The 24,316-nt window shown below is 64.0% G+C and carries 20 protein-coding genes and 3 pseudogenes; 3 read left to right on the forward strand and 20 right to left on the reverse strand.

Annotation, left to right across the window (positions count from 1 at the left end; genetic code table 11):
* Positions 1-2: 2 nt before the first annotated feature.
* The 3 genes from ACVWW3_RS12180 to ACVWW3_RS12190 all read right to left on the reverse strand — a co-directional run bounded on the left by ACVWW3_RS12180 (position 3) and on the right by ACVWW3_RS12190 (position 2,385).
* On the reverse strand, positions 3-215 hold the full coding sequence (locus tag ACVWW3_RS12180; protein WP_247349178.1) for a hypothetical protein: 213 nt from the start codon (positions 213-215) through the stop codon (positions 3-5).
* A 153-nt stretch (positions 216-368) separates the two neighbouring features.
* Positions 369-545, reverse strand: coding sequence for a hypothetical protein (locus tag ACVWW3_RS12185; RefSeq protein ID WP_247349180.1), 177 nt, complete (start codon positions 543-545; stop codon positions 369-371).
* Between the two features lie 103 nt (positions 546-648).
* Positions 649-2,385: an adenylate/guanylate cyclase domain-containing protein gene (locus tag ACVWW3_RS12190; RefSeq protein WP_456671973.1), complete on the reverse strand. Its 1,737-nt coding sequence runs from the start codon at positions 2,383-2,385 to the stop codon at positions 649-651.
* A gap of 319 nt (positions 2,386-2,704) precedes the next feature.
* Here ACVWW3_RS12190 and ACVWW3_RS12195 point away from each other — a divergent pair, with 319 nt between their 5' ends.
* Entirely contained in the window at positions 2,705-4,894 is a 2,190-nt protein-coding gene (locus tag ACVWW3_RS12195; protein WP_456649911.1) for a lytic transglycosylase domain-containing protein, read from the forward strand.
* A gap of 168 nt (positions 4,895-5,062) precedes the next feature.
* Here the strand turns inward: ACVWW3_RS12195 and ACVWW3_RS12200 are convergent, their stop codons facing one another.
* The 13 genes and pseudogenes from ACVWW3_RS12200 to eno form a co-directional block, all read right to left on the reverse strand.
* On the reverse strand, positions 5,063-6,031 hold the full coding sequence (locus tag ACVWW3_RS12200) for a tripartite tricarboxylate transporter substrate binding protein BugD (RefSeq protein ID WP_354047960.1): 969 nt from the start codon (positions 6,029-6,031) through the stop codon (positions 5,063-5,065).
* Between the two features lie 86 nt (positions 6,032-6,117).
* Positions 6,118-7,360: pseudogene (locus tag ACVWW3_RS12205) on the reverse strand (threonine synthase).
* 45 nt (positions 7,361-7,405) lie between these two features.
* Positions 7,406-8,837: pseudogene (gene lpdA / locus ACVWW3_RS12210) on the reverse strand (dihydrolipoyl dehydrogenase).
* 140 nt (positions 8,838-8,977) lie between these two features.
* Positions 8,978-10,333, reverse strand: a complete 1,356-nt coding sequence (locus ACVWW3_RS12215) for a pyruvate dehydrogenase complex dihydrolipoamide acetyltransferase (protein ID WP_456649909.1) — start codon at positions 10,331-10,333, stop codon at positions 8,978-8,980.
* A 62-nt stretch (positions 10,334-10,395) separates the two neighbouring features.
* Positions 10,396-10,848: a nucleoside deaminase gene (locus tag ACVWW3_RS12220; protein WP_247446590.1), complete on the reverse strand. Its 453-nt coding sequence runs from the start codon at positions 10,846-10,848 to the stop codon at positions 10,396-10,398.
* Positions 10,849-10,850: 2 nt separating this feature from the next.
* Positions 10,851-11,153 carry a DUF5076 domain-containing protein gene (locus tag ACVWW3_RS12225; protein ID WP_456649908.1) on the reverse strand — a complete coding sequence of 101 codons (303 nt, stop codon included), beginning with the start codon at positions 11,151-11,153 and terminating at the stop codon, positions 10,851-10,853.
* A 3-nt stretch (positions 11,154-11,156) separates the two neighbouring features.
* Positions 11,157-12,539 carry a pyruvate dehydrogenase complex E1 component subunit beta gene (locus tag ACVWW3_RS12230; protein WP_456649907.1) on the reverse strand — a complete coding sequence of 461 codons (1,383 nt, stop codon included), beginning with the start codon at positions 12,537-12,539 and terminating at the stop codon, positions 11,157-11,159.
* 29 nt (positions 12,540-12,568) lie between these two features.
* The gene (gene pdhA, locus ACVWW3_RS12235; RefSeq protein ID WP_456649906.1) at positions 12,569-13,591 is read right to left on the reverse strand and encodes a pyruvate dehydrogenase (acetyl-transferring) E1 component subunit alpha; all 1,023 of its coding nucleotides are present in this window, start codon (positions 13,589-13,591) and stop codon (positions 12,569-12,571) included.
* Between the two features lie 316 nt (positions 13,592-13,907).
* The gene (locus tag ACVWW3_RS12240; protein ID WP_247349469.1) at positions 13,908-14,225 is read right to left on the reverse strand and encodes an FtsB family cell division protein; all 318 of its coding nucleotides are present in this window, start codon (positions 14,223-14,225) and stop codon (positions 13,908-13,910) included.
* A 105-nt stretch (positions 14,226-14,330) separates the two neighbouring features.
* Entirely contained in the window at positions 14,331-14,882 is a 552-nt protein-coding gene (locus ACVWW3_RS12245) for an NADPH-dependent FMN reductase (RefSeq protein WP_247446588.1), read from the reverse strand.
* 176 nt (positions 14,883-15,058) lie between these two features.
* Positions 15,059-16,057, reverse strand: coding sequence for an MBL fold metallo-hydrolase (locus ACVWW3_RS12250; protein WP_456649905.1), 999 nt, complete (start codon positions 16,055-16,057; stop codon positions 15,059-15,061).
* A 118-nt stretch (positions 16,058-16,175) separates the two neighbouring features.
* Entirely contained in the window at positions 16,176-17,309 is a 1,134-nt protein-coding gene (locus ACVWW3_RS12255; protein WP_456649904.1) for a zinc-binding dehydrogenase, read from the reverse strand.
* 33 nt (positions 17,310-17,342) lie between these two features.
* Positions 17,343-18,626: a phosphopyruvate hydratase gene (eno, locus tag ACVWW3_RS12260; protein ID WP_007590612.1), complete on the reverse strand. Its 1,284-nt coding sequence runs from the start codon at positions 18,624-18,626 to the stop codon at positions 17,343-17,345.
* 174 nt (positions 18,627-18,800) lie between these two features.
* Here eno and ACVWW3_RS12265 point away from each other — a divergent pair.
* Together ACVWW3_RS12265 and queF are read left to right on the forward strand one after the other, a co-directional pair.
* A pseudogene (locus tag ACVWW3_RS12265) lies at positions 18,801-19,779 on the forward strand (Vgb family protein).
* A gap of 51 nt (positions 19,780-19,830) precedes the next feature.
* The gene (gene queF, locus ACVWW3_RS12270) at positions 19,831-20,283 is read left to right on the forward strand and encodes a preQ(1) synthase (RefSeq protein ID WP_456649902.1); all 453 of its coding nucleotides are present in this window, start codon (positions 19,831-19,833) and stop codon (positions 20,281-20,283) included.
* Positions 20,284-20,304: 21 nt separating this feature from the next.
* On the opposite strand, the gene ACVWW3_RS12275 is transcribed toward queF, so the two are convergent.
* The 4 genes from ACVWW3_RS12275 to kdsA form a co-directional block, all read right to left on the reverse strand.
* A complete protein-coding gene (locus ACVWW3_RS12275) occupies positions 20,305-21,537 on the reverse strand; it encodes an HlyD family secretion protein (protein WP_456649901.1) in 1,233 nt (410 codons plus the stop codon).
* Positions 21,530-21,985 (reverse strand): hypothetical protein, encoded by a 456-nt coding sequence (locus tag ACVWW3_RS12280; protein WP_247446580.1) that lies wholly within the window; start codon positions 21,983-21,985, stop codon positions 21,530-21,532. Before ACVWW3_RS12280 ends, ACVWW3_RS12275 begins: the two co-directional genes overlap by 8 nt.
* Positions 21,986-22,204: 219 nt before the next feature.
* A complete protein-coding gene (locus tag ACVWW3_RS12285; protein ID WP_456649900.1) occupies positions 22,205-23,413 on the reverse strand; it encodes an MFS transporter in 1,209 nt (402 codons plus the stop codon).
* Positions 23,413-24,276, reverse strand: a complete 864-nt coding sequence (gene kdsA, locus ACVWW3_RS12290) for a 3-deoxy-8-phosphooctulonate synthase (protein WP_456649899.1) — start codon at positions 24,274-24,276, stop codon at positions 23,413-23,415. The genes ACVWW3_RS12285 and kdsA overlap by 1 nt, the downstream gene beginning before the upstream one ends.
* Between the last annotated feature and the right edge of the window lie 40 nt (positions 24,277-24,316).

The following is a 24,316-nucleotide window of genomic DNA, read 5'->3' on the forward strand; positions in this document are numbered from 1 at the left end:
GCTCAGCGCGCACCCTTGAGGGTGCAAGAGGTGCTGCAAGTGACCGTGTTGCCGTGGTCGCACGCCTTGCAGGCGGCAACGCACTGGTTCATGTCGCGGGAATTGTAGGAGGTGTAGTTCCGCATTGCGCAGACCGGGGTCGAGCCGGTGATGTCCTGCTCCTGATTGCAGGCTGCCGTCATGAGCGCAAGAATCATCACCGCAAGGAGCCGCATGGGATCGCCCTGTGAGGCACGACAAAACAATGTTTACAAGGCGCGCTGCATCGCAACGTGCCCCGGCATTCCCACAGCGGAGAAGCACAGCAAGCGTCCCCGCATCGACATGTAGGATGCGCGCCAAGTGTTAAGAACGGATTGCAGCCGGCGTCAGGCCGCAGCCTTGGTCGCGATCGCCTGACGCATATCCAACGCCAGCTGGCGATACTGCTCCGAAAGCTTCAGATAAAATTCCCGCTTGGTGCGGTCGGTGGCGAGCTTGGCGATCAACTCGCATTCCGCGGTGAGCGTCTCGAACCGCTCCAGCCTGTCCTCAAGTTCTGTCATCGGCGTATCCCCATCAAACGCCTCAAGGACATCAAACCTAAGCCCGGGAAATAGGTCACGGCGAACATCGTTATCGAGTAGAACCAATTTTTCCCGCGGCCGGCTATTTCTGCTGAAGCCGCCAGGCGCCGTTCCAGCCTTCGTCCGGCGGATTAACCTCGAACTGCGCCAGGCGGGCGAGCAGTGCGCGCGCGGGGCCATCGCCGGGGACGGCTTCGAGCGCCGCGTTGAAGGCGGCACGCGCCTCGTCGAAGCGTCGGGCGCGATAGGCGGCGAGGCCTTCGGCGTAGTGCGAACGCAGGCTCTCATGCGCGGCAGTGAGCGCGCCTGCCCGGCCCATCACCTCGAAGATCGTTTGCGGCGCGCTCTGGCCGGCGACTGCAAGACGATCGACCTCGCGCAGCGCGAGGTGCGAGCCGATCGCATCCGCCGTCGCCTGCGAGATCAGGATGCGGGTGCCATAGGTCTTGTTGACGGCCTCCAAGCGCGAGGCAAGGTTCACGGCATCGCCCATCACGGTAAAGCTCATCATCAGCTCGGAGCCGATGCTGCCGGTCAGGACTTCGCCGGTGGCGATGCCGATGCGCAGATCGCAAAGCCCGGGCATGGCGCGGATGCCGAGCAGATCCGGCAATTGCTGCTGCAGCGCAGGCACCTGATCGGCCATGTCGATGGCAGCAAGGCCTGCGAGCAGCGCCGGCTCGTCCTCCTCGATGAAGGGTGGACCCCAATAGGCCATGATGGCGTCGCCGATATATTTGTCGATGATGCCGCGATGGTTCCTGACGGGGGCGGACATCACCGTGAAATAGTGGTTCATCACCTTGACCAGGCCGCGCGGGGTCATGCCTTCGCTCATCGAGGTGAAGCCGCTCATGTCGCAGAACATGATGGTCATGACCCGGCGCTGGCCGTCGATGGCGACTTCCGGCCGGTCGATCAGGCCCTGCACCACCTTGGGATCGATGTAGCGGCCAAAGGTCTCGCGAATGCGCTCGTTGTGCCGCAACTGCTCGATCATGCGGTTGAAGGCGGCGGCGAGCTCGCCGATCTCGTCCTGGGTCGAGACAGTGATGGTCTTGTCGAACCGGCCCGCCTCGACCTCGCGGGTGCCAGCCAGCAACAGCCGCACCGGACGCGTGATGCCGCTACTGACCAGCAGCGCAAAAGCGAATCCGACGATCGCCGCGAGCAAGGTCACGATGCCCGAAATGATCATCGCCTGACGCTGACGACCTATCACCTGCGATGTGCTGGCAAATACCTGCTTCAGCATGTCGGCGCGGATCGCATCGATCTGCTGATTGAACTGATCGCGCAACAGATCGAGATGTTCCAGCGTGCCGCGCGCTTCCGTCATCTGTTTGCCATCGACCTGCTTAAGGAGTTTTGCGTGGTCCTCGTTCAGGTCACGGCGCAGCTCGGCGACGGCGGTCTCGATGCGGGTCTCGATCCGCGCCAGCGCGGCATTGTCGGAGGCCGTTCTGGGATCGTCGATAATCGCGTTGATGAGCTTGCGCGCGCTTTCGGCCTCCTCCTCGATCCTGCGGTCGGTTTCCTCGAACTCGCGAAGGCGCGCCGCATAGGCCTCTTCGTCCGACGGCGACTGCATCTTGGTCATGACCATGCGCCGCAATGCGAGTGCCCGTTCCAGCGATCGGATGTTGGCGCGTGCCAGATGGCCATAGGCCGGGATGTAGCGATCGGTCAGCTCGTTGAGCAGGACACCGACCTGGCTCGACATCACCATCGACAGGATCGAGGTGACCAGCATCAGGACGATCAATCCGAGGGCGATGCCGACGATCTTGCGCCGGATCGACTGGTTGAAAAGTGGCATGGGTACGGAGCAAAGGCTGAAAGGATGGCTTGAGGGAACTCAGTACACCGGATTTGACGGGGGAACACGCGCAATCTGGCCATTCGCGACGCCGTGAGCTGTGCGCAACCGTCACGCGAACCCCGAGAAGGTTAAAAAAGCGGCCTTTTCCCGGCGTTTCGGAAGTTCCCGCGTTCCCGATCCGTATTTTGCCGCATTGTTGAACGAGCGTGAGGAATGCGAAACGATGTGGTGGCATCGTTTTGATGTCGTCCTTGATTCTCAAGCCGCATGTCGTCGCGGACCTTGGTTTGTAGTGGTTTCGCGGGGGGACCATCGAATGAACCAGTGCCTACGCTCGCTCGCGTGTGTCGTTGCCGTGGCCGCTTTGGCCTTCATTCCTAATGAGCTGGCAGCGAAGAGCAGTCACAAATCGTCCGCGCCGAAGAAGACGCATGAAGCGAAAGCCGGCAAGCAGCGCCATGCCTCCGCCGGCAAAGCGCGGCACGGCAAGCATGCCGAGGCCAAGCGCAAGTCCAAGAAGTCCGACGACGAGCCCTCGGACAAGCAGGCAGTCCCGCCGCTGACCGGCGATCTCGCCGCGTTGAAAGACGCCATCGACCTCGCGCGAAAGGGCAAGACCGACGATGCGAGCGCGGCGCGCGACCGCATCATTGACCCCGCCGGACAGAAACTCGCCGACTGGTTCATGCTGCGCCATTCCGAGAGCACCGCGAATTTCAAGCGCTACGCCGCCTTCCTGGCCGCCAATCCGGACTGGCCGAGCAGCGCCCTGCTCCGCCGCCGTGCCGAGGCCCGGCTGTGGCAGGAGAAGGCCGACGCGGCGACGGTGCACAAATTCACGATGGACCGGCCGACCAGCGCCAAGGGCAAGTTCGCGCTCGCCCGCGTGCTGGTGACGGAGGGCGACAGCGACAGGGCCGCACGTCTGGTGCGTGAGGCCTGGCGCACGGATGAATTGTCCGAGCGCAGCGAAGAGGATTCCTACGAAGCGTTCCGCGATCTCCTGACCGCTGAGGACCATCGCGCCCGCATGGACAAGCGTCTCGGCGCCAAGGACTACGCAGGAGCGCGGCGCGCCGCCAAGCGGCTCGGCGAGGATGCGCTCGCGATCGTCAAGGCCTGCGCCGCCGTCACCGGCAAGGTCACCAAGGCCAAGGACTATCTCGAGGACGTTCCGGCCGAGGCGCGCCGCGATCTCGGCTATGTGCTGTGCCGCGCGCAATGGCATCTCCAGAACGACCGCATCGACGACGCCGCCGAGGTGATCCTGGCCGCCGCGCCCGATACGATGGCGGCTCAGGACACCGACGCCTGGTGGCGCGAGCGCCGCCTGCTTGCGCGAAAGCTGCTCGACCAAGGCAAGTTCAAAACCGCCTATGACGTGGTGCGCTCGGCGGCCGTCCCCGCGATGGAAGTCTATCGCGTCGACTATCACTTCATGTGCGGCTGGATCGCGCTGCGCTATCTCGACGATCCCAGGGCGGCGATGATGCATTTCGCCGCGATCGACGAAGGTTCGGCCAATCCGATCGCGCTGTCGCGGGCCAACTATTGGCGCGGCCGCGCCGCCGAGGCGATGAACGCAACGGCCGATGCGCGCCTGAGCTATCAGACGGCGGCGCGCTATCCGACCGCCTATTACGGACAGCTCGCCCGCGCCAAACTCGGCCTTGACCGGATCGAGCTGCGCGCGCCCTCGCCCGTGCTGGCCGCGGCTGATACACCGCCCACGGACGAACGCGTGCGCGCCGCCGACATGCTCTACGGCGTCAATGAGCGCGACATGGTGTATTACTACGCCGAGGATTTCGCCAAGGAGAGCACCGACGTCGCGGCGCTCGAAGCGCTCGGCGAGCTCGCCGGCCGGCACAAAGACGCGCGGGTCATGCTGGAGGTCGGCAAATCAGCGCTGGCGCGCGGGCTTGCGCTCGACCACTACGCCTTCCCCACCATCGGCATTCCCGAGCACAAGCAGGTGGCGCCTGCGATCGAGACCAGCGTGATCTATTCGGTGGCGCGCACCGAAAGCTCGTTCGACCAGCGCGACAAGTCGGCGGCCAACGCAGTCGGGCTGATGCAGGTGACGCCGGAAGCCGGCCGCGATACCGCCAAGCGGTTCGGCGTGACCTATGACTGGGACAAGATGGTCTCCGATCCCGTCTACAACACGCAGATGGGGGCGGCCGAGCTCAGCGCACTTCTCTCGGAATACCGCGGCAACCAGATCATGACCTTCGCCGGCTACAATGCCGGCCGTGGCCGCGTGCGCGAATGGGTGCAGGCACGCGGTGATCCCCGCGACCCCAAGGTCGATCCGGTCGACTGGGTCGAGCGCATCCCGCTGTCGGAGACGCGCAACTACGTCCAGCGCGTGATTGAAAACGTGCTGGTCTATCGCGCCCGGTTCGAGGGCAGCGGCATGGTCGCCGGCAAGAGCGATCAGCGCGTGGTGACCAAGGATGCGGCGGCCGTGGCGACGCCGGTGGGATTTACGGGAACGGAGTGAAATCCGTTTGCATCCGCTCTATCCCCTCATCCTGAGGAGCCTGCGAAGCAGGCGTCTCGAAGGGTGAAGGCCCCGCTCTCGGTTGCGGCGCATCCTTCGTGAGACGGCCGCGATGCCTCCTCAGGATGAGGTCTGTGGGTGTTGCGCTCGGAACGCAGACACCGCCCCTCAATCCACCTTGATGTTCGCGGCCTTGATGATCGGCCACCATTTCGCGATCTCGGCTTTCTGACGCGCGCCAAGCGCTTCGGGCGTGAGCTGATCCTGCGGCGTCATCTCCAGGCCCTGACTTTCCAGCTGCTTCTTCACGGCGGGATCGTTCAGCGCTTCCACGGCTGCGGCATTGAGCTTGGTGACGATTGCCTTCGGCGTACCCTTCGGCACCCACAGGCCGGACCACAGCGTCATGCTAAAACCCTTCAGCCCGGCCTCCGCCGTGGTCGGGATGTCGGGTGCCGACGACAGGCGCTTGTCGTCGGTGATGGCGTAGGCGCGAATGGTGCCGGCGCGGACCTGGTTGATGGAGTTGGAGGTCTGGTCGACGATGACGTCGATCTGGCCGGCGATGAGATCGTTCAGGGCGGGCGCGGTGCCGCGATACGGCACGTATTGCAGCTTGATACCGGAGACGCTCTCGAAATAGACCCCGGCGATGTGACTGCCGGACCCCGCGCCGGCCGTGCCCGCGGTTGCTGGCGACGGCCGCGACTTCAGCCATTCAATCAGCTCTTTCAGCGAGGTCGCGGGCACCGCGTTCTTGCTGACGACGATCATCGGGTTGCTCGGCAGCAGCACCACGGGTTCGAGGTCAGTGACGAGATCGTAGTTGAGCTTGTAGACGGCGCCGTTGGCGACGTGGGTGCCGAGATGGCCGAAGGAGATCGTGTAGCCGTCCGGCGGCGATTGCACGGCGCGGCCGACGCCGATCGACCCGCCGGCGCCGGTGACGTTCTCGATCACCAGGGCCTGGCCGAGCGAAGTTCGCATCCGCTCGGCAAGCACCCGTGCCATCGCATCCGACGGCCCGCCGGCGGCGAAGGGAACGATGATGGTGATGGGACGTGAAGGATAATCGTCGGCGCGCGCGGCGCCTGCAACAGCGAGAATAGCAACCAGCGCAGCCCAAGTGGCCTTCATTGTGTTCTCCCAGCGATGACATTGTTATTCTTGTCTCTTCCCGCGTACGGGAAGAGGGATCGTTCGCAAAGAGACGAAATGACGCGCTAGAACTGCGAATAGTCGATCGGCTTGTGGCGATCGAGCGTGCGGTCGACCTTTGGCAGCGGGTATTTCAGGCCGGTAGCGCAGTTGAACAGCATCACGCGGTCGGTCTTGCTGACACGGCCGTCGGCGAGGCTCTCCTTGTACGCGGCGTAGGTCGCGGCGCCTTCGGGGCACAATAGCAGCCCCTCCTCGCGCGCGACCTCGTTCAGGGCCGACGAGATCTTGTCGTCGTCGACCGCGATCGCAAAGCCCTTGCTCGCGCGCACCGCGCGCAGGATCAGGAAGTCGCCGATCGCCTGCGGCACGCGGATGCCCGAAGCGATGGTGTGAGCATCCTCCCAGCGCGTCGCATGCTCGGTACCGGCCTCGTAGGCGCGCACCATCGGCGCGCAGCCCGACGCCTGCACCGCGACCATGCGCGGGCGCTTGCTTCCGATGAAGCCGATCTTCTCGAGCTCGTCGAACGCCTTCCACATGCCGATCAGGCCGGTGCCGCCGCCGGTCGGATAGAAGATCACGTCGGGCACGTCCCAGCCGAGCTGCTCGGCGAGCTCGAGGCCCATCGTCTTCTTGCCTTCGATGCGGTACGGCTCCTTCAAGGTCGAGGTGTCGAACCAGCCGACTTTCGCCTTGCCCTCGCCGACGATCTTGCCGCAATCGTCGATATAGCCGTTGACGCGGTAGACGGTCGCGCCCTGAAGCTCGATCTCGCTGACATTCACCTCCGGCGTATCGGCCGGGCAGAAGATCGTGGTCTTGATGCCGCAGGAGGTCGCATAGGCCGCGAGCGCCGCGCCGGCATTGCCGTTGGTCGGCATCGCCATGTGCTTGATGCCTAGCGCCTTGCCCATCGACACTGCCATGACCAGGCCGCGCGGCCTTGAACGAGCCGGTCGGCAGCCGCCCCTCGTCCTTGACGATGATCTCGCCGCCGCCGAGCTTGGCGCCGAGCTTGGGCAGCCGGATCAGCGGCGTCGTGACCTCGCCGAGCGAGACGATGTCCTTGCATTTGCGCACCGGCAGCAGCTCGCGGTAGCGCCACATGTCGGCGGGGCGCTGGGCGAGCGCGTCCTTGGTCAGCGCCTTCTTCACGCCCGCGAGGTCGTAACGCACGAGCAGCGGCTTGCCGGCCTTGGAGAGATTGTGGACCTGATCGGCGGCGTAATGATCGCCTTCCATCGCGCATTCGAGATGGGTGACGAAGCTCGGGCGCTCGATGGTGAGGTTGTCGTTGTCCTGCATGGGCTGGTTTCCTTCTTATTTTGCGAACGGTCTCTTTGGCGGCAGTCAGATATTCAACACCCTGCCATAGGCATCCAGCACGGCTTCCTTCATCATCTCCGACAGCGTCGGATGCGGGAATACCGTGTGCATCAGCTCTTCTTCCGTGGTCTCCAGATTCATGGCGACGACGTAGCCCTGAATCAGCTCGGTGACCTCTGCGCCGATCATGTGGGCGCCGAGGAGCTGGCCGGTCTTCTTGTCGAAGATCACCTTGACCAGGCCCTCGTCCTCGCCGAGCGCGATCGCCTTGCCGTTACCGACGAAGGGGAAGCGGCCGACGCGGATCTCGCGGCCACCCTCCTTGGCCTTGGCTTCGGTGAGGCCGACGGAGGCCACTTGCGGCTGGCAATAGGTGCAGCCCGGGATCAGGTTCTTGTCCATGGCATGCGGGTGCAGGCCCTTGATCGCCTCGACGCAGATCACGCCTTCATGCTCGGCCTTGTGCGCGAGCATCGGGGGACCCGCGACGTCGCCGATGGCATAGATGCCGGGGATGTTGGTGTTGCCGTAGCCGTCGATCACGATGACGCCGCGATCGGTTTTGACGCCGAGCTTTTCGAGGCCGAGATTCTCGATATTGCCGACGACGCCGACGCCTCACCCCCGCCGAGATCACCCGCTCGAACTCGGTCGTGACCGGCTTGCCCTTGCCGTCGTCGATGGTGGCGACGACGCTGTCGGCCTTCTTCTCCAGCTTCGTGACCTTGGTCGAGGACATGATCTTGATGCCCTGCTTCTCGAAACGCTTGCGGGCAAGGCCGGCGATCTCGGCGTCCTCGACCGGCAGGATCTGCGGCAGCACCTCGACCACGGTGACCTCGGAGCCCATGGTGTGGAAGAACGAGGCGAATTCGATTCCGATCGCGCCGGAGCCGACCACCAGCAGCGATTTCGGCATCCGCTCGGGCACCATCGCCTCGAAATAGGTCCAGATCAGCTTCTTGTCGGGCTCGAGCCCCGGCAGCACGCGCGGCCGCGCGCCGGTCGCCACGATGATGTGTTTTGCCTGATAAGCTCCCTCGCCCAGCGTGCCCTTAGGACCCTCGACGTCGGACTTCTTCACGGTGACCTTCCCGGGCGCGTCGATCGATGCGGCGCCCCAGATCACGCTGACCTTGTTCTTCTTCATCAGGAAGCCGACGCCGTCGTTGAGCCGCTTCGAGACGCCGCGCGAGCGCTGCACCACCGCCTTCGGGTCGAACGACACTTTCTCCGCCGACAGGCCGTAATCCCCGGCGTGCTGCATGTAGTGATAGATCTCGGCCGAGCGCAGCAGCGCCTTGGTCGGGATGCAACCCCAGTTCAGGCAGATGCCGCCGAGATAGGATTTTTCGACGATCGCGACCTTGAAGCCGAGCTGGGCGGCGCGGATCGCGGTGACATAGCCGCCGGGACCGGAGCCGATGATGATGATGTCGAAGGATGTATCGGCCATGCTTTGCGTTCGTTCCCGTTCAACCGGCCTCAATGTTCGAGACCGTCATTGCGAGGAGCTCTTGCGACGAAACAATCCAGTCTGCCGGTCACGTCCTGGATTGCTTCGCTTCGCTCGCAATGACGACGCGAATTTTCTCGTCACACCATCATCATGACGGGATTTTCGATCAGTTGCTTGAAGGCACCGATCAGCTCGGCGCCGAGCGCGCCGTCGATGGCGCGGTGATCGCAGGACAAGGTCACGCTCATCATGTTCGCGATCTCGATCTTGCCGCCGCGCACCACAGGCCGCTCCTCGCTGGTGCCGACCGCGAGGATGGTCGCATGCGGCGGATTGATCACGGCGGTGAAGTGGCTGATGCCGAACATGCCGAGGTTGGAAACGGCCGTGGTGCCGCCCTGATACTCCTCGGGCTTCAGCTTGCGCGAGCGGGCGCGTGTCGCAAAATCCTTCATCTCGTTGGAGATGGTGGAGAGCGTCTTGGTCTCGGCCTTGCGGATGATTGGCGTGATCAGGCCGCCGGGCATCGCCACCGCAACGCCGACGTCGGAATGGTGGTGCTTGACCATTCCGGATTCGGTCCAGCTCACATTGCAATTCGGGATCTTCTGCAGCGCGACCGCCATCGCCTTGATGACGAAGTCGTTGACCGAAATCTTGTAGAGCGGCTTCTTCTCCTTGTCCTTCGGCGCGGCGGCGTTGATCTCCTCGCGTGCGGCGAGCAGCTTGCCGATGTCGCAATCGATGGTGAGGTAGAAGTGCGGGACGTTCTGGATCGACGCGGTCAGGCGCTGGGCGATCGTGCGGCGCATGCCGTCATGCGGGACGACCTCGTACGAGCCCGGCTCGAACAGCGACAGGATCTGCTTGTCCGACATGGTCGGCGCGCTCGAGGGCGCACCTGACGACGCCGTCGCTTGCGCCTTGAGGCCTTTGCCGGACTTGGCCTGCTCGACGTCGCGTGCCACCACGCGGCCATGCGGGCCGGTGCCGGTCACCATCGACACATCGAGGCCGGATTCCCTGGCGAGCCGGCGCGCCAGCGGCGAGGAGAACACGCGGCCGCCATGGCCGTTGCCCTGCGCGGCCGGTGCAGCGGCAGCTTTCGCCGCGGGAGTAGCGGCGGGCGACGGCGCAGCCTTGGGCGGCGCAGACTTGGGCGCGACAGGCGCTGGCGCCGGTGCTTCGGCAGCTTTCGGAGGTGCGGCCGACGCGCTGGGCTTGGCGGCACCTGCCGCTTTCACGTCCTCGCCCTCGCCGGCCAGCACCGCGATCACGTCATTGACGGGGACATCCTGCGTGCCCTCGGGCACCAGGATCCTGGCGATCGTGCCCTCGTCGATGGCCTCGACCTCCATGGTCGCCTTGTCGGTCTCGATCTCGGCGATGATGTCGCCGGATTTGACCTTGTCGCCTTCCTTCTTCAGCCATTTGGCGAGGTTGCCCTTCTCCATCGTCGGCGAAAGAGCGGGCATCAGGATGTTGATGGGCATGCTGACCTCACGAAGAACTTCTCAAAATGCCGTCCCCGGAAGCGAGGACGAACAGACCAGGTTTAGTTGCCGATGTCGCCCTGCCACAGGCGCTCATTGGCAGGATTGGAACGCCAATTCTTCATCATTGTGATGGAGCGGTCGTCCGCAAGATCAATCCAGGGGATGCCGAACTTGTCGAGGATGTCCTTGGAGCCCGGGAAGGTGACGGATTCCCCGATCACCACCAGTTGGACCTTGAACAGAGCGAGCGCGCCGGCACACATCGAGCACGGCGACAGCGTCGTGTACATGACGGTGTCGTGGAACGAGATCACGCCGGCTTGGCGCAGGCAGCTCATCTCGCCGTGCAGGATGACGTTCTTTTCCTGCACGCGGTTGTTGTGGCCGCGGGCGATGACCTTGTTGTCGCGGGTCAGCACGGCGCCGATCGGCAGGCCGCCTTGCGCGATCGAGGCTTCCGCCTCGCGGATCGCCTCCAGCATGAAATCGAAATGATAGGATTCGATCGCCACGGTCAGTGTCCCTTCCCGCGCGGCGTCGTGGTGCCGGTGTCGGTGGGACGCTCGATCTCGGCCTGGAACATCTCGATGATCCGGGTCAGCGCATCCTCCTCGGTGTATTCGCTCTCGCGCGCATAGGCGCGCGCGGCGTGACGGGCGAGATCGACGAGCAGCAGGCCCCACATGTCGGGCTCGTCGAAGGCCCGCTGGAACGCCATCGACAGCCCGCCGTCCAGCACGAACACGCGCAGGATCTCGACCGCATCATCGCGGACGAGGACGTCGGGTGGCAATGGCTGCTCCTTCGGGCCCGCCATGGTCTACCTGTAGCAGACGGCTTTGGCGGCCTCGACCACTTCGGCCGCCGAAGGCAGCGCGAGCTTTTCCAGGTTCGCGGCATAGGGCATCGGCACGTCCTTGCCGGAGACCCGGGCGACCGGCGCATCCAGATAGTCGAATGCATGCTCCATGATCCGCGCGGCGATCTCGGCACCGACACCGCTCTGGGCCCAGCCCTCTTCCACCGTGACGGCACGTCCCGTCTTCTTGACGGAGTTGACGATGGTCTCGGTGTCCATCGGACGCAACGTGCGCAGGTCGATCACCTCGGCCTCGATGCCATCCTTGGCGAGCTCGTCGGCGGCCTTCAGCGCGTAGCTCATGCCGTTCGACCAGGAGATGATGGTGACATGGCTGCCGGAGCGCACGATGCGCGCCTTGCCGATCGGAATCACGAAATCGTCGAGCTTCGGCACCTCGCCGGTGTGGCCGTAGAGCATCTCGTTCTCGAGGAAGATCACCGGATTGGGATCGCGGATCGCAGCCTTGAGCAGGCCCTTGTAATCAGCGGCTGAGAACGGCGCGACGACCTTGAGGCCCGGGACGTTCGAATACCAGGAGGAATAGTCCTGGCTGTGCTGGGCGGCGACGCGGGCGGCGGCGCCGTTGGGCCCGCGGAACACGATCGAGCAGCCCATCTGTCCGCCGGACATGTAGAGCGTCTTGGCCGCGGAGTTGATGATCTGGTCGATCGCCTGCATGGCGAAGTTGAAGGTCATGAACTCGACGATCGGCTTCAAACCGGTCATCGCGGCGCCGACGCCGATGCCGGCAAAGCCGTGCTCGGTGATCGGCGTGTCGATGACGCGCTTGGCGCCGAATTCCTGAAGCAGCCCTTGCGTCACCTTGTAGGCGCCTTGGTATTCGGCGACCTCTTCGCCCATCACGAAGACGTCGGCGTCACGGCGCATCTCTTCGGCCATGGCATCGCGCAGGGCTTCGCGGATGGTCTGCGTCACCATCTCGGTGCCGGCGGGCACTTCCGGGTCGGGTTCTGCGACGGCCCGCGGTGCCGGCGCAGCTTTGGGCGCGGGCGCTTCGGCTTTTGCAGCGGCGGGGGCTGCGGATTCGGCTGCCTTCTGCTGCGGAGCGGGCGCCTTCGCGAGATCGGCGGCACTCTCGCCATCAGCCAGAATCGTCGCGATCGGCGTGTTCACGGCCACGTCGGCTGTGCCCTCGGGGATCAGGATTTTGCCGAGCGTACCTTCATCGGTCGCTTCGACCTCCATGGTCGCCTTGTCGGTCTCGATCTCGGCGATGACGTCGCCGGACTTGATCGTCTCACCCTCTTTTTTCAGCCATTTGGAAAGGTTGCCCTTCTCCATCGTGGGTGACAACGCGGGCATCAGCACTTGAATTGGCATATCGACTCCAAAAGAAAGCTTGCGCGCGTTCAGCGGTAAATATCGGTCCAGAGCTCGGCGGCATCCGGCTCGGGATCATGCTGGGCGAAATCGGCGGACGCGTTGACGATCTCGCGCACCTCGGCGTCGATCGCCTTCAGATCCTGCTCGCTGACCTTGGCGGCCAACAGGCGGTTGCGCACCTGCTCGATCGGATCCTGGTCGTGGCGGACTTTCTCGACCTCCTCGCGCGTTCTGTACTTTGCGGGATCGGACATCGAGTGGCCGCGATAACGGTACGTCTGCATCTCCAGGATGAAGGGCCCCTTGCCGGCGCGGCACCATGCCGCCGCCTCATCGCCGGCGGCCTTGACGGCACGGACGTCCATGCCGTCGACCTGCTGGCCGGGAATGTTGAAGGAGGCGCCGCGCTTGGAGAAATCCTGCTGCGCCGACGCGCGCGAGACCGAAGTGCCCATGGCATAGCGGTTGTTCTCGATGACGTAGATCACCGGCAGCTTCCACAGCTCCGCCATGTTGAAGCTCTCATAGACCTGGCCCTGGTTGGCCGCGCCGTCGCCGAAATAGGTGACGCTGACATTGTCGTTACCGCGATAGTGATTGGCGAAAGCGAGCCCGGTGCCGAGCGAGACCTGCGCGCCGACGATGCCGTGGCCGCCGTAAAAGTGCTTCTCCTTGCTGAACATGTGCATGGAGCCGCCCTTGCCCTTGGAATAGCCGCCGCGACGGCCCGTGAGCTCGGCCATGACGCCGTTGGCTTCCATGCCGGTGGCGAGCATATGGCCGTGATCGCGATAGCCGGTGATGACCTGATCACCCGGCTTCAAGGCCATCTGCATCCCGACCACCACGGCCTCCTGGCCGATATAGAGGTGGCAGAAGCCGCCGATCGCGCCCATGCCGTAGAGCTGGCCGGCCTTTTCCTCGAACCGCCGGATCAGGAGCATGTCGCGGAGCGCCTTGAGCTCCTGCTCCCTGCTGAATTCCGGAGGCGAACCGCCGTCGGTCTTGTCCTGTGCAGTGCTTGCGGCGGCTTTCTTGGGTGCGGCCATGGGAATTCCGGGTCAGAGAAAACTTCAGCCCTCTCTAACCCAACTCAAACGCCCTTGGAAAGCACCGCGGCGATGCGGCGCAAGTTTCGTTATGCCGCACCGCAACGTGGTCGAAATATTGCACAATGTTTGGCGCTGATCGGGCAACATTAGCTCCGGTCACTCACGCTATGGTGTGTGGAGTACCAGATAGCAGACATGCTGACGTCATCCGCACGACGGCAACGCGCTTCGCGCTTGTCCCGATCGCGCCGGATCGATGGAATCAGTGACAGGCTGCGTGCTCGCGAAGGCGCGTCGCCAGCGCCGACGCGCGTTAGTTCGCCGGAATCATCCGGACGAGATCGCGCGGATTGACGTAGTCGAGCTGGAAGCGCGCCCGCTCGTCCAGCATGTCGGGATCGATTTTCGCAGAGCGCAGCAGCGAAACGCGCTGCTCGCTCCTGGCGCGCTCGCGCTTGAGCTGCGCCAGCTCGCTGGTCAGCGCGACGATCTCCTGGTCGAGCTCCTGGCGGGCGTTGAGGCCGTATTTGCCGGTATAGGCGTTGACGCCGAAATAGCCGACGATTGCGGCCGCCATCGCATAGAGGGCGAGACCGGTCAGGATCGATTTCAGGCGCGCGCGGGAGACCATCCTGGGAAGATGGTTCAGGTTGGTTAAGGGCGTGCTAATTGCCGCCACTCCCACCGCCAATTGGCATGCCCGGGCCTGTCCGGGCATGCCAAGGATCGAGCGGCCTCAGCCGTGATGCTTCGCCACGTGTACCGCAAACGCGTCGATATAGGCCTGGAGCACGGGCTTCAGGGAGTCCTTGGTCAAATTGCCGTCGGCATCGAAGGCGTCGCCGACCGCGTTCAAATAGGCTTCCGGTTGCTGCATGATCGGGCCGGAAATACCCGGCAGGATGTTCTGGAGCGTCTTGGCGGCGCTGACGCCGCCGAGCGGGCCTGGCGAATTCGAGATGATGCCGACCGGTTTGCCGTTGAACGAGCTCTTGCCATAGGGCCGCGAGGCGACGTCGATCGCGTTCTTCAGCACGCCCGGGATCGCGCGATTGTATTCCGGCGTGACGAAGATAACGCCGTCCGACTTCTGGATCTTTTCGCGGAAAGACAACCAGTCGGCCGGCGGCGCGCCCTCGAGGTCCTGGTTGAAGAACGAGACGCCAGCCGGCGTGATGACCTCGAGCTTGAGGGAGGCCGGCGCCAGCTTGGCAAGCGCATTGGCGATCTTCAGCGAAAAGCTGTCCTTGCGCAGGCTGCCGGCGATCGTGACGATATTGTAGGCCATGGAATGTCCTCAGAGCTTGAGCGGGAGTGCCGGGGCGGCACTTAAGCCATCTCGCGCGATGGATGCAAGTGCATGGACCAGATCGATTTGGAAACGCTGAGTTTCTGAAACAGCCGCCCAAAACAATCAGGCCGCCAAGTGGCGGCCTGATCTTTCGTACAAATCTGCAACCCGGCTCAGATCGTCGGGTTCCACGCCGACGGGATCAGGCGATATTTGGCGCCATCCTTCTCGACATGACCTACCGAGGGGAAGGTGAAGTGGAAGCCGATCACGGTCGCCTTCTCGGCCGCCGCCATGTCGTAGAATTTGTGGCGGGTTGCTTGTGCCAGCGGGCCATCCGTGTCGAACGCGACATGCCAGTCCGGATTGCGAACGAAGAATTCCGGAATGTTGGTGACATCCGACTGGATCAGCACCTTGGCATCGCCGGACGCCACCGCGAACGAGGTGTGACCCGGCGTGTGGCCGGGCGTCGCGATCGAGGTGATGCCGGGCGCGACCTCCTTGCCCCAATCGTACTTCGTCACCTTGGATTCGAGGCCGGCAAACGTCTTCTTCACGTTGGCGAAGTAGTTCTTCATCATCGGATTGGACTCGGCCTTGGCGGCGTTGTCCTCGCTGGTCCAGAACTCCCAATCCTTGCCCGGCACCATGATCTCCGCATTCGGGAAAGCGAGCGCGCCGTCGGCGAGACGAATGCCATTGGTATGATCAGGATGCAGATGCGAGAGCAGCACGACGTCGATGCTCTTGGGGTCGATGCCGGCGGCCTGGAGGTTCTGCAGCGTGCGACCGACCGCGCCCTTGCTCGGCTCGAGATTGGCAACGCCGTTGCCGGTATCGATCAGCACGAGCTTGGAGCCGGTGTTGATGAGCTGCGGATTGAACGGCACCGTGACCATGCCCTTCGGCATGTAGGCAGCCTCGCCTGCGGCCAGCGCTTCCTCCTTCGGCGCGTTGACGACGAACTTGTCCGGCATCGGGAACGTGCGCGCGCCGTCATTGATCGAGGTGCACTCGTAGCTGCCGACCTTGTAGCGATAGAAGCCCGGCGCCTGCGTCCCGGCTTGCGGCACTGCGGCATTGGCAATGGTCGGCCGGAGGCCGGTTACGGCAGCCGCACCGACGGCGGCGGCGCCTGCGAGCAGATGACGGCGATTGAGATCGGTCATGGAGAGGTCCCCTTCTGAGCGCCTTGCGGTTTTCCGCTTTCAAATGGCGGCGGAATAATCTCCCGCTTCGCTCAGAAGGCAAGACCTTCTTTCGGTGACGTGCCGTCGCACGTCGCGATTATTTATTTGGGTTGATGAGGAATTTTTCGCCGGTGGCGCGTTTGGCGTAGACCGCGATATTGGCGGGATCGAGCGCCTCCTGAAGCGACACCACCTTGGTGTAGTGGCTGGCGAAAGTGGTCTTCAGTTCGTCGACCACGCGCTGGCGCAGCTTGGCCCCGTCCGCCTGCCCGATCTTCATCAGGAACGGAAACAGCAGCCAGCCGCCGACGCCCCAGGCCATGCCGAAGCCGCGCGGCAGTTCGATCGGGCGGATGTCGAGCCCACCGTAGACATAGACCTGCTTGTGCACGTTGGAGCCGTAACGGCTGTATTCCTTGGCGGTCTTGTTGATCGCGATTTCCATGCAGTTGAGGATATCGCCGGCGAGCTTGCCGCCGCCGATGGCGTCGAAGGCAATGGTGGCGCCGGTCTCGACCAGCGCATTGGTGAGATCGCCGAGGAAGCTCGGCGCGGTGGAATCGACGACGTATTTGGCGCCGATCCTGTGCAGGATGTCGGCCTGCTCCTTGCTGCGCACGATGTTGACCAGCGGGATGCCGTCCTTGATGCAGATCTTGTTCAGCATCTGGCCGAGATTGGAGGCGGCCGCGGTGTGCACCAGCGCCTTGTGACCCTCACGCCGCATAGTCTCGGTCATGCCGAGCGCCGTGAGCGGATTGACGAAGCAGGAGGCACCTTCGGCCGGCGTGGTGCCTTCGGGCAGCGGCAGGCACTCGCGCACTTTCAACGTACGATACTGCGCATACATCGCGCCGCCGATCATGGCGACGGTCTTGCCCATCAGCGCCTTCGCGGCCTCCGATGAGCCGGTCCTGATCACGACGCCCGCGCCTTCGTTACCGACCGGCATGGACTCGTCGAGCCGGCCTGCCATCGCCCGCATCGCGCCTTCCGGCACCTTCGCGGTGATGACGGGGGCATCCTTGCCGCCAGAAGCCTTCGCCGTGCTCATATCGGCTGCCCCGATCAGGAGCCCGAGGTCGGACGGATTGATCGGCGCCGCCTCGACGCGGACGACGACCTCGTCCGCGGCGGGTTCGGGGGTCGCCACGTCCAGGAGCGAGATCTCGAGTTCACCGCTCTTCTTGATCAGCGAACGCAGTTGCAGGCCGGTGTTGCCGTCGCTCATGTCGATCCTCCCCTGTTTTGTCGAGAAGCTGGCTTATGCCAGCGCCTTCAGTGCCGCCTTGCCGCCGTAGAGCGCCTGCTTGCCGAGCTGCTGCTCGATGCGCAGGAGCTGGTTGTATTTGGCGGTGCGATCGGAGCGCGCAAGGGAGCCGGTCTTGATCTGACCGCAATTGGTGGCGACCGCGAGGTCGGCGATGGTGGAATCCTCGGTCTCGCCGGAACGGTGCGACATCACCGAGGTGTAGCCGGCCTTGTGCGCCATCTCGACGGCGGCGAGCGTCTCGGTCAGCGTGCCGATCTGGTTGACCTTGATCAGGATCGAGTTGGCACGTCCCGCCTTGATGCCTTCGGCGAGGCGCTTGACGTTGGTGACGAAGAGATCGTCGCCGACGAGCTGGCACTTCTTGCCGACGAGGTCGGTCAGCTCCTTCCAGCCGTCCATGTCGTCTTCCGACATGCCGTCCTCGATGGTCACGATCGGATAGCGCGAGACGAGGTCGGCAAGATACTTGGCCTGTTCGGAGATCGAACGGGTCTTGCCCTCGCCTTCATAGACGTACTTGCCGTCCTTGAAGAACTCGGTCGAGGCGCAGTCGAGGCCGATGACGATGTCGGAGCCTGCCTTGTAGCCGGCCTTGCCGATCGCGTTCATGACGAATTCGAGCGCGGCGTCCGCCGACGGCAGGTTCGGGGCAAAGCCGCCCTCGTCGCCGACATTGGTGTTGTGGCCGGCCTTCTTCAATTCCGACTTCAGGGTATGGAAGACTTCGGCGCCGTAGCGCAGGCCTTCGGCGAAGGAGGACGCGCCCACGGGGAGGATCATGAACTCCTGGAAGTCGATCGGGTTGTCGGCGTGCATGCCGCCATTGATGATGTTCATCATCGGCACCGGCAAGAGGCGCGCGGAGGTGCCGCCGACGTAACGGTAGAGCGGCATGTCGAGCGAGTTCGCGGCCGCCTTGGCGCAGGCGAGCGAGACGCCGAGGATGGCGTTGGCGCCCAACCGGCTCTTGTTCGGCGTGCCATCGAGGTCGATCATGATCTGGTCGAGCTGGGCCTGCTGCTCGACATCGAGACCGCTCAGGGCTTCGAAGATCTCACCGTTGACGGCGCCGACCGCCTTGGTGACGCCCTTGCCGAGATAGCGGGCCTTGTCGCCGTCGCGCAGTTCCACCGCCTCATGGGCGCCGGTGGAGGCGCCGGACGGCACGGCAGCACGGCCAAGCGCGCCATCTTCCAGCACGACGTCGACCTCGACGGTGGGATTGCCCCGGCTGTCGAGAATTTCGCGGCCGATGATGTCGATGATGGCGGTCATGATATGCACTTCCGTTCGTTAGGGCTGATCGGTGCCGCGGGTCTTACACGGAGCGCAAGCAAATGTGAACGCTTGGACGGCGTGCTTCGACTGACGCGTGAGGCGTCCGGGACTAAGGTTGACGGCATCTGGTCCGCGCGCAAAACCTCAATCTGAAACAGTCGGGGTAACGCCATGAATCGCCGCCAGTTTCTTGCCTCGAGCGCCGCCCTTCTCGCGGCCCGCCCAAGTTTTGCGCAGGAAGGCCCGTTCAGGACAAAATACTTCCCCGTCAGCTCCGGCATCGGTCTGCACGACCTCGCTCCCGCCCCTGATGGCACGGTCTGGTTTACGGCCCAGGGCAAGGGCCTGCTCGGCAGGCTCGATCCGAACGATGGCAGCTATAAGACGGTCAGCCTCGGCGAGGGCGCGGCCCCTCACGGCGTGACCATCGGCCCCGACGGCGCGCCCTGGATCACCGAGGGCGGCCAGAATGCGATCGCCCGCGTTGACCCTTCCGACCTCAAGGTCACGCTGTTCCGCCTGCCCGAAAAGTTCGCCTACGCCAATCTCAACACCGGCGTGTTCGACAAGGCCGGCACCTACTGGTTCACCGGCCAGTCCGGCTATTACGGCCGGCTCAAGCCGAACTCGGGCGGCATGGACGTGTTCAGGGCGCCCAAGGGCGTCGGCCCCTACGGCATCACCGTCACGCCCAAGGGCGACGTCTGGTACGCCTCGCTCGCCGGCAGCTACATCGCGAAGATAGATCTTGCGACCGGTAATGCCGCTGTCGTCGAGCCGCCGACGCCGGGCCAGGGCTCGCGGCGCGTCTGGTCCGACTCGAACAGCCGGATCTGGGTCAGCGAGTGGAACAGCGGCCACGTCTCGGTGCACAAATCCCGCGGAAGCCTCCTGGAAGACCTGGAAGCTGCCGGGCGAACGTCCCCGCACCTACGCGGTCTATGTCGACGACAAGGACAAGGTCTGGCTGACCGATTTCTCCGCCAACGCCATCGTCCGCTTCGATCCCGCCACCGAAAAGTTCAACGTGTTCGCCAGCGACAAGGCCAATGCCAATGTGCGCCAGCTCGACGGCAGGCCGGGCGAGCTCTGGGGCTGCGAGTCCGGCAACGACCGGATCATCATGATCCAGACGATCGCCGCCGGTTGACGGCCGCGGCGTTTGCGTCCATCCCGGCATCCGAAACAGGATGTGACGACGATGGCGAAGAAATCTCTTCAGCTCGGCCGTGCGGTCGAATGGCCGCACACGCCGGAAGAAGCTCAGCTCGACCGTGTGCCCAATCCGCAAAAGGGCACGGACTATCTGGTGCGCTTCACCGTGCCGGAATTCACCTCGCTCTGCCCGGTCACGGGACAACCGGATTTCGCACATCTGATGATCGACTACGCCCCCGGCCAATGGCTGCTGGAGTCGAAGTCGCTCAAGCTCTACATCGCGAGCTTCCGCAATCACGGCGCCTTCCACGAGGACTGCACCGTGATGATCGGCAAGCGCATCGCGAGTGAGATCAAGCCGAAGTTCTTGCGCATCGGCGGCTACTGGTATCCGCGGGGCGGCATCCCGATCGACGTGTTCTGGCAGACCGGCCGCGCGCCGAAGGGCCTGTGGCTGCCCGAGCAGGGCGTCGCGCCTTATCGCGGGCGGGGCTAATCTTTGGCCGTTGCGGGCGGGTCAATGCCCGCTCAGCACCAGCGTCTGGATCGGCAACAGCAGGGCCTGAATCCGCAACAGCATGGCGTGCACAAGCCCGGTCGCATCGACGACATGCAATCCGAAGCTCTTGAACGAACCGAGCTTCCCTGACGAGATCAGTTCGTGATTGCTGGTGTAGGCGTTGGCGACACAACTGCTGCCGGGCGTCACGCCCTCCAGCCCGCCCTTGTAGATCGGCTCCATGAAAACGAGAATGGTGCCGGGCCGCACGACCTGCTGCGCCTCGACCAATTGTTCACCGCCCCTGAACTGGCCGGCCGCGATGTAGTCCTGCACACCGGTAATCACCATCGGGATAATCGTCCACGGCTTGGAAATGCAGGTGGCCTCGGCCACCATTCCGATCTTCAAGACCTGAGCCTCGATCTGCCCAAACCCTGCCATGAGAGCACGCCGTCCTGCACCCTGCGGGATCAGGACGCCGGCCGTGCGCATATTTGGCGTAACGATGTCACCTGGCCTCAGTCCAAATTGCTCTACCCGCCCGTCGACGCCGGCCCGAATGAAGGTTTTGTCCAGATCGACCTGCGCTTCGGCCAATGCGGCCTCGGCGCTTGCCTTCTCCGCCGGTAGCAGAGCGCTCAGCCGCGTTGTCGCGGATTGCTTGGAAGCGGTCGCCGCGTCTAGAGTGCCCTGGCGACCCGCAACGGCCACACCGAGCTTTTCGATGTCGCGCTGCGGAACGATTCCGGGGTTGCGCTTCTGCAATTCAGTCTTGGTATCGAGTTCGTCCTGAGCCTGCTGCAGCGAACCCTTTGCCTCCTGAAGCTGGCCTTCCGCCTTCATGACATCGGCCTGCGCGGCCAGCATGGCGGCGTCGATTTCGGCGATCTTGCGCTTGGCCGTCAGGAGCGACGCTTCCTGCTTGGCGCTGTCCAGCCTGAAAATCACCTCGCCTTGCTTGACGTCCGCACTGACGTCGACATGAACCTCGGCAACCCGGCCGTTGACTTCGGTCATGATCGGGACAGTCCGATAGAACAACGTCGCCGACGACGTCGACGGATGAAAATAGAAGATCATCGTGATGAGCGAGACCGTAAGCATCAGGCAGGCGATGATGCCAAATCGCAGCTCGAACCAGACCGAATAGAGCGTGATTTCGTACCCGATGCGCTTTCCCTGCCGATAACGGCGATAGAGATAGTCCGGAAATATCGTCAGGAGGGAACAGAGAAGCAGCTCAAGCATGGCTGGCCACTTCGCTCTTGGCGCTCTCGGCCTTGGCATTGCTTCCTGCGGAAGGCTGCGCGGCAACGGTTTCACCTGGCGGCTCGGTCGGATCCTGCCCGGGCGCGACGCCGGCCATCTTCTCGACCGACCCGGCAATCTTGCGTAGCGGCGTGCTGAAGTCCGGCAGATCGATCATGGCGAGGAACAGGCCGATCACCCAGAACAGGTGGTTATGCGTGAACAGCGCCAGCAGCCCCAGCACGGCCACGATTTCAAACTGGAATTTCTGCGACTTGTGAGCCATCCGCTCCGGCATCGTATGCAGGTGCAAATAGAGATTCCCGACCGCGAGAACGGCGCCGATCAGGACAATGCCGACGACGACCATCAGGACGTCGGTTTCTCCAGGCGCGGTGATGAAGGAAGGCAGGTGATGGGGGGCCGCGGGATGTAGCAATTCACTCACGCGCCTCTCCCTGAAATTGCATTGGGCGCTGGTCGTCCCAACTTCATTCTTTCACATTGCGGGAACTTGGCAAGCGCAAAGCCGGCATTGTGCGTCGAGGCGCGCACGGTGGTGTCGGATTCCTCGACCTCGCGGTCGCCTGCTTGGTGACGCGGCTCGCATGCTCGAGCTGGAGCTTGATGTGGCGGAACTACGAAAGTCGGACATCCGATACTTCCGTCAGGTCGGCGCGTCGGATGGCGCGCGCTGCTTGAGCAGTCGGGCGCAGACGAAGCCCAGCACCACCATGATCACGGCGCTCGCGAACAGGGTCGGCATCTTGCCGCCATGCTGGAGGCCAAGGCCATAGGCGAGCGGCCCGACCGTCTGGCCCATGAAGAAGAAGAACGAATGCAGCGACAGCGCGGTGGCACGTGCCTCGACCGAGAGCTCGCTGGCGAACATCTGGAGGCAGCCATGGGCGATGTAGAAGCCCCAGCCCATGACGATGAGATTGAACGCCTGCACTTCCCAGCGTGGGCCGAAGGCAAGGACAACGAGCTGCGAGGCCACCAGCGTCATGCCCGCGATCATCATTCCCTTCATGCCCAGCCATGGCAGCAGACGCGACACCGTCAGTGTGTAGAACAAGCCGCCGACCGCAAAGCCTGCGATGACAACGCCCGCGATCGAGAGCGAGGTCTGGCCGAGTTCGAACAGGAACGAAGCGAGGTAGGGAAACAGGCCGAGCACGCAGCAGCCTTCGATGAACACCGCCGAATAGCAGACATAGGCGTTCGGATTGGTGAAGATGGTGCGATAGCCGGCCTTCAGCGCCGACAGGCTGGTCTTCGGCGGATGCTTGACCTTGGCGCCGCGAAAACCGGCGGCGACCGCGATCGATGCAACGATCACGAGCACGCCGAGCACCGCCAGCACGCCGCGCCAGCCGAGGAAATCGCCGATCAGGCCGGAGGCCGAAGCGCCGAGGAGATTGCCGGTCATCGCGCCGGCGAGTGTGCGGCTGATCGCGACCTGGCGTTTCTCCGGACCGACGAGATCGCTGGTCAGGCTGAGCGCCACCGGAAACACGCCGCCGGAGCCGATGCCGGCGAGGATACGGGTCGCGAAAAGAACCGAGAACGAGCTCGAGAGCGCGCCCAGGATGTTGGCCAGGCCGAGCAGCGCGAGGCAGCCGATCATCAGCCGCGTCTTGCCGAACAGATCGGCGGCGGCGCCGACGATCGGCTGGATGATCGAGAAAGTGAAGGCGAACACCGCGGCAAATCCGGCTGCGGTCGCGATGCTGACGCCAAAATCCTCGGCGACGTGCGGCAGCACCGGGTCGAGCGCACGCGCGGAGAGCGCTGCGGCGAAGCTTGCACCGGAGATGACGTAGAGCGCGGCCGGCAGGCCGTGATCGTGCGGCCGCGCCTCGCCTTGCTGCATCAGCGCGGGCCGGTTCTGACAGATTCCTTGGCGAGCGCGTCGAACGCCATCAGCTTGCGGATCAACGCTTCGAACTCGCGCAGCGGCACCATGTTAGGTCCGTCGGACGGCGCGCTATCAGGGTCGGGATGGGTCTCGATGAAGACGCCGGCAACACCGACAGCGACAGCCGCGCGTGCGAGCACCGGCACGAATTCGCGCTCGCCTCCGGAGGACGTCCCCTTCCCGCCCGGCTGCTGCACCGAATGAGTGGCATCGAAGATCACGGGCGCGCCGGTGGTACGCGCAAGAATCGGCAACGCGCGCATGTCGGAGACCAGCATGTTGTAGCCGAAGGACGCACCGCGTTCGGTGACGAGCACGTTCGGATTGTTCGCGCTCGTGATCTTGGACACGACATTGGCCATGTCCCAAGGCGCGAGGAACTGGCCCTTCTTGACGTTGACGACCTTGCCGGTCGCGGCGGCCGCCAGCAGCAGATCGGTCTGCCGGCACAGGAAGGCGGGAATCTGCAACACGTCCACCGCCTGCGCCACTTCGGCGCACTGCGCCGCGTCATGCACGTCGGTCAGGACCGGCAGGCCGAGCGACGATCGGATTTCGGCAAAGATCGGCAGCGACTGCGTCAGCCCAAGACCCCGCGCAGCCGACGCGCTGGTGCGATTGGCCTTGTCGAACGAGGTCTTGTAGACGAGGCCGATCTTCAGCCGCGCGGCGATCTCCTTCAGCGCGGAGGCCACCTCCAGCGCATGCTGGCGGCTTTCGAGCTGGCATGGCCCGGCAATGATCGCGATCGGCAGATCATTGCCGAATTGGACCGTGCCAATGGTGACGACCGGCGCCGCTGACGTCGAAGAGCTCAAGGCAAATCCCTCGTTTCGGCGCGACCATATCCGCGATGAA

The organism is Bradyrhizobium sp. LM2.9 (assembly GCF_054056555.1).

Coding starts and splice junctions, on each gene's coding strand:
- ACVWW3_RS12180 (WP_247349178.1), bottom strand. CDS start 215: ATGCGGCTCCTTGCGGTGATGATTCTTGCGCTCATGACGGCAGCCTGC.
- ACVWW3_RS12185 (WP_247349180.1), bottom strand. CDS start 545: ATGACAGAACTTGAGGACAGGCTGGAGCGGTTCGAGACGCTCACCGCG.
- ACVWW3_RS12190 (WP_456671973.1), bottom strand. CDS start 2,385: ATGCCACTTTTCAACCAGTCGATCCGGCGCAAGATCGTCGGCATCGCC.
- ACVWW3_RS12195 (WP_456649911.1), top strand. CDS start 2,705: ATGAACCAGTGCCTACGCTCGCTCGCGTGTGTCGTTGCCGTGGCCGCT.
- ACVWW3_RS12200 (WP_354047960.1), bottom strand. CDS start 6,031: ATGAAGGCCACTTGGGCTGCGCTGGTTGCTATTCTCGCTGTTGCAGGC.
- ACVWW3_RS12215 (WP_456649909.1), bottom strand. CDS start 10,333: ATGCCCATCAACATCCTGATGCCCGCTCTTTCGCCGACGATGGAGAAG.
- ACVWW3_RS12225 (WP_456649908.1), bottom strand. CDS start 11,153: ATGGCGGGCCCGAAGGAGCAGCCATTGCCACCCGACGTCCTCGTCCGC.
- ACVWW3_RS12230 (WP_456649907.1), bottom strand. CDS start 12,539: ATGCCAATTCAAGTGCTGATGCCCGCGTTGTCACCCACGATGGAGAAG.
- pdhA (WP_456649906.1), bottom strand. CDS start 13,591: ATGGCCGCACCCAAGAAAGCCGCCGCAAGCACTGCACAGGACAAGACC.
- ACVWW3_RS12240 (WP_247349469.1), bottom strand. CDS start 14,225: ATGGTCTCCCGCGCGCGCCTGAAATCGATCCTGACCGGTCTCGCCCTC.
- ACVWW3_RS12245 (WP_247446588.1), bottom strand. CDS start 14,882: ATGGCCTACAATATCGTCACGATCGCCGGCAGCCTGCGCAAGGACAGC.
- ACVWW3_RS12250 (WP_456649905.1), bottom strand. CDS start 16,057: ATGACCGATCTCAATCGCCGTCATCTGCTCGCAGGCGCCGCCGCCGTC.
- ACVWW3_RS12255 (WP_456649904.1), bottom strand. CDS start 17,309: ATGAGCGACGGCAACACCGGCCTGCAACTGCGTTCGCTGATCAAGAAG.
- eno (WP_007590612.1), bottom strand. CDS start 18,626: ATGACCGCCATCATCGACATCATCGGCCGCGAAATTCTCGACAGCCGG.
- queF (WP_456649902.1), top strand. CDS start 19,831: ATGGCGAAGAAATCTCTTCAGCTCGGCCGTGCGGTCGAATGGCCGCAC.
- ACVWW3_RS12275 (WP_456649901.1), bottom strand. CDS start 21,537: ATGCTTGAGCTGCTTCTCTGTTCCCTCCTGACGATATTTCCGGACTAT.
- ACVWW3_RS12285 (WP_456649900.1), bottom strand. CDS start 23,413: ATGCAGCAAGGCGAGGCGCGGCCGCACGATCACGGCCTGCCGGCCGCG.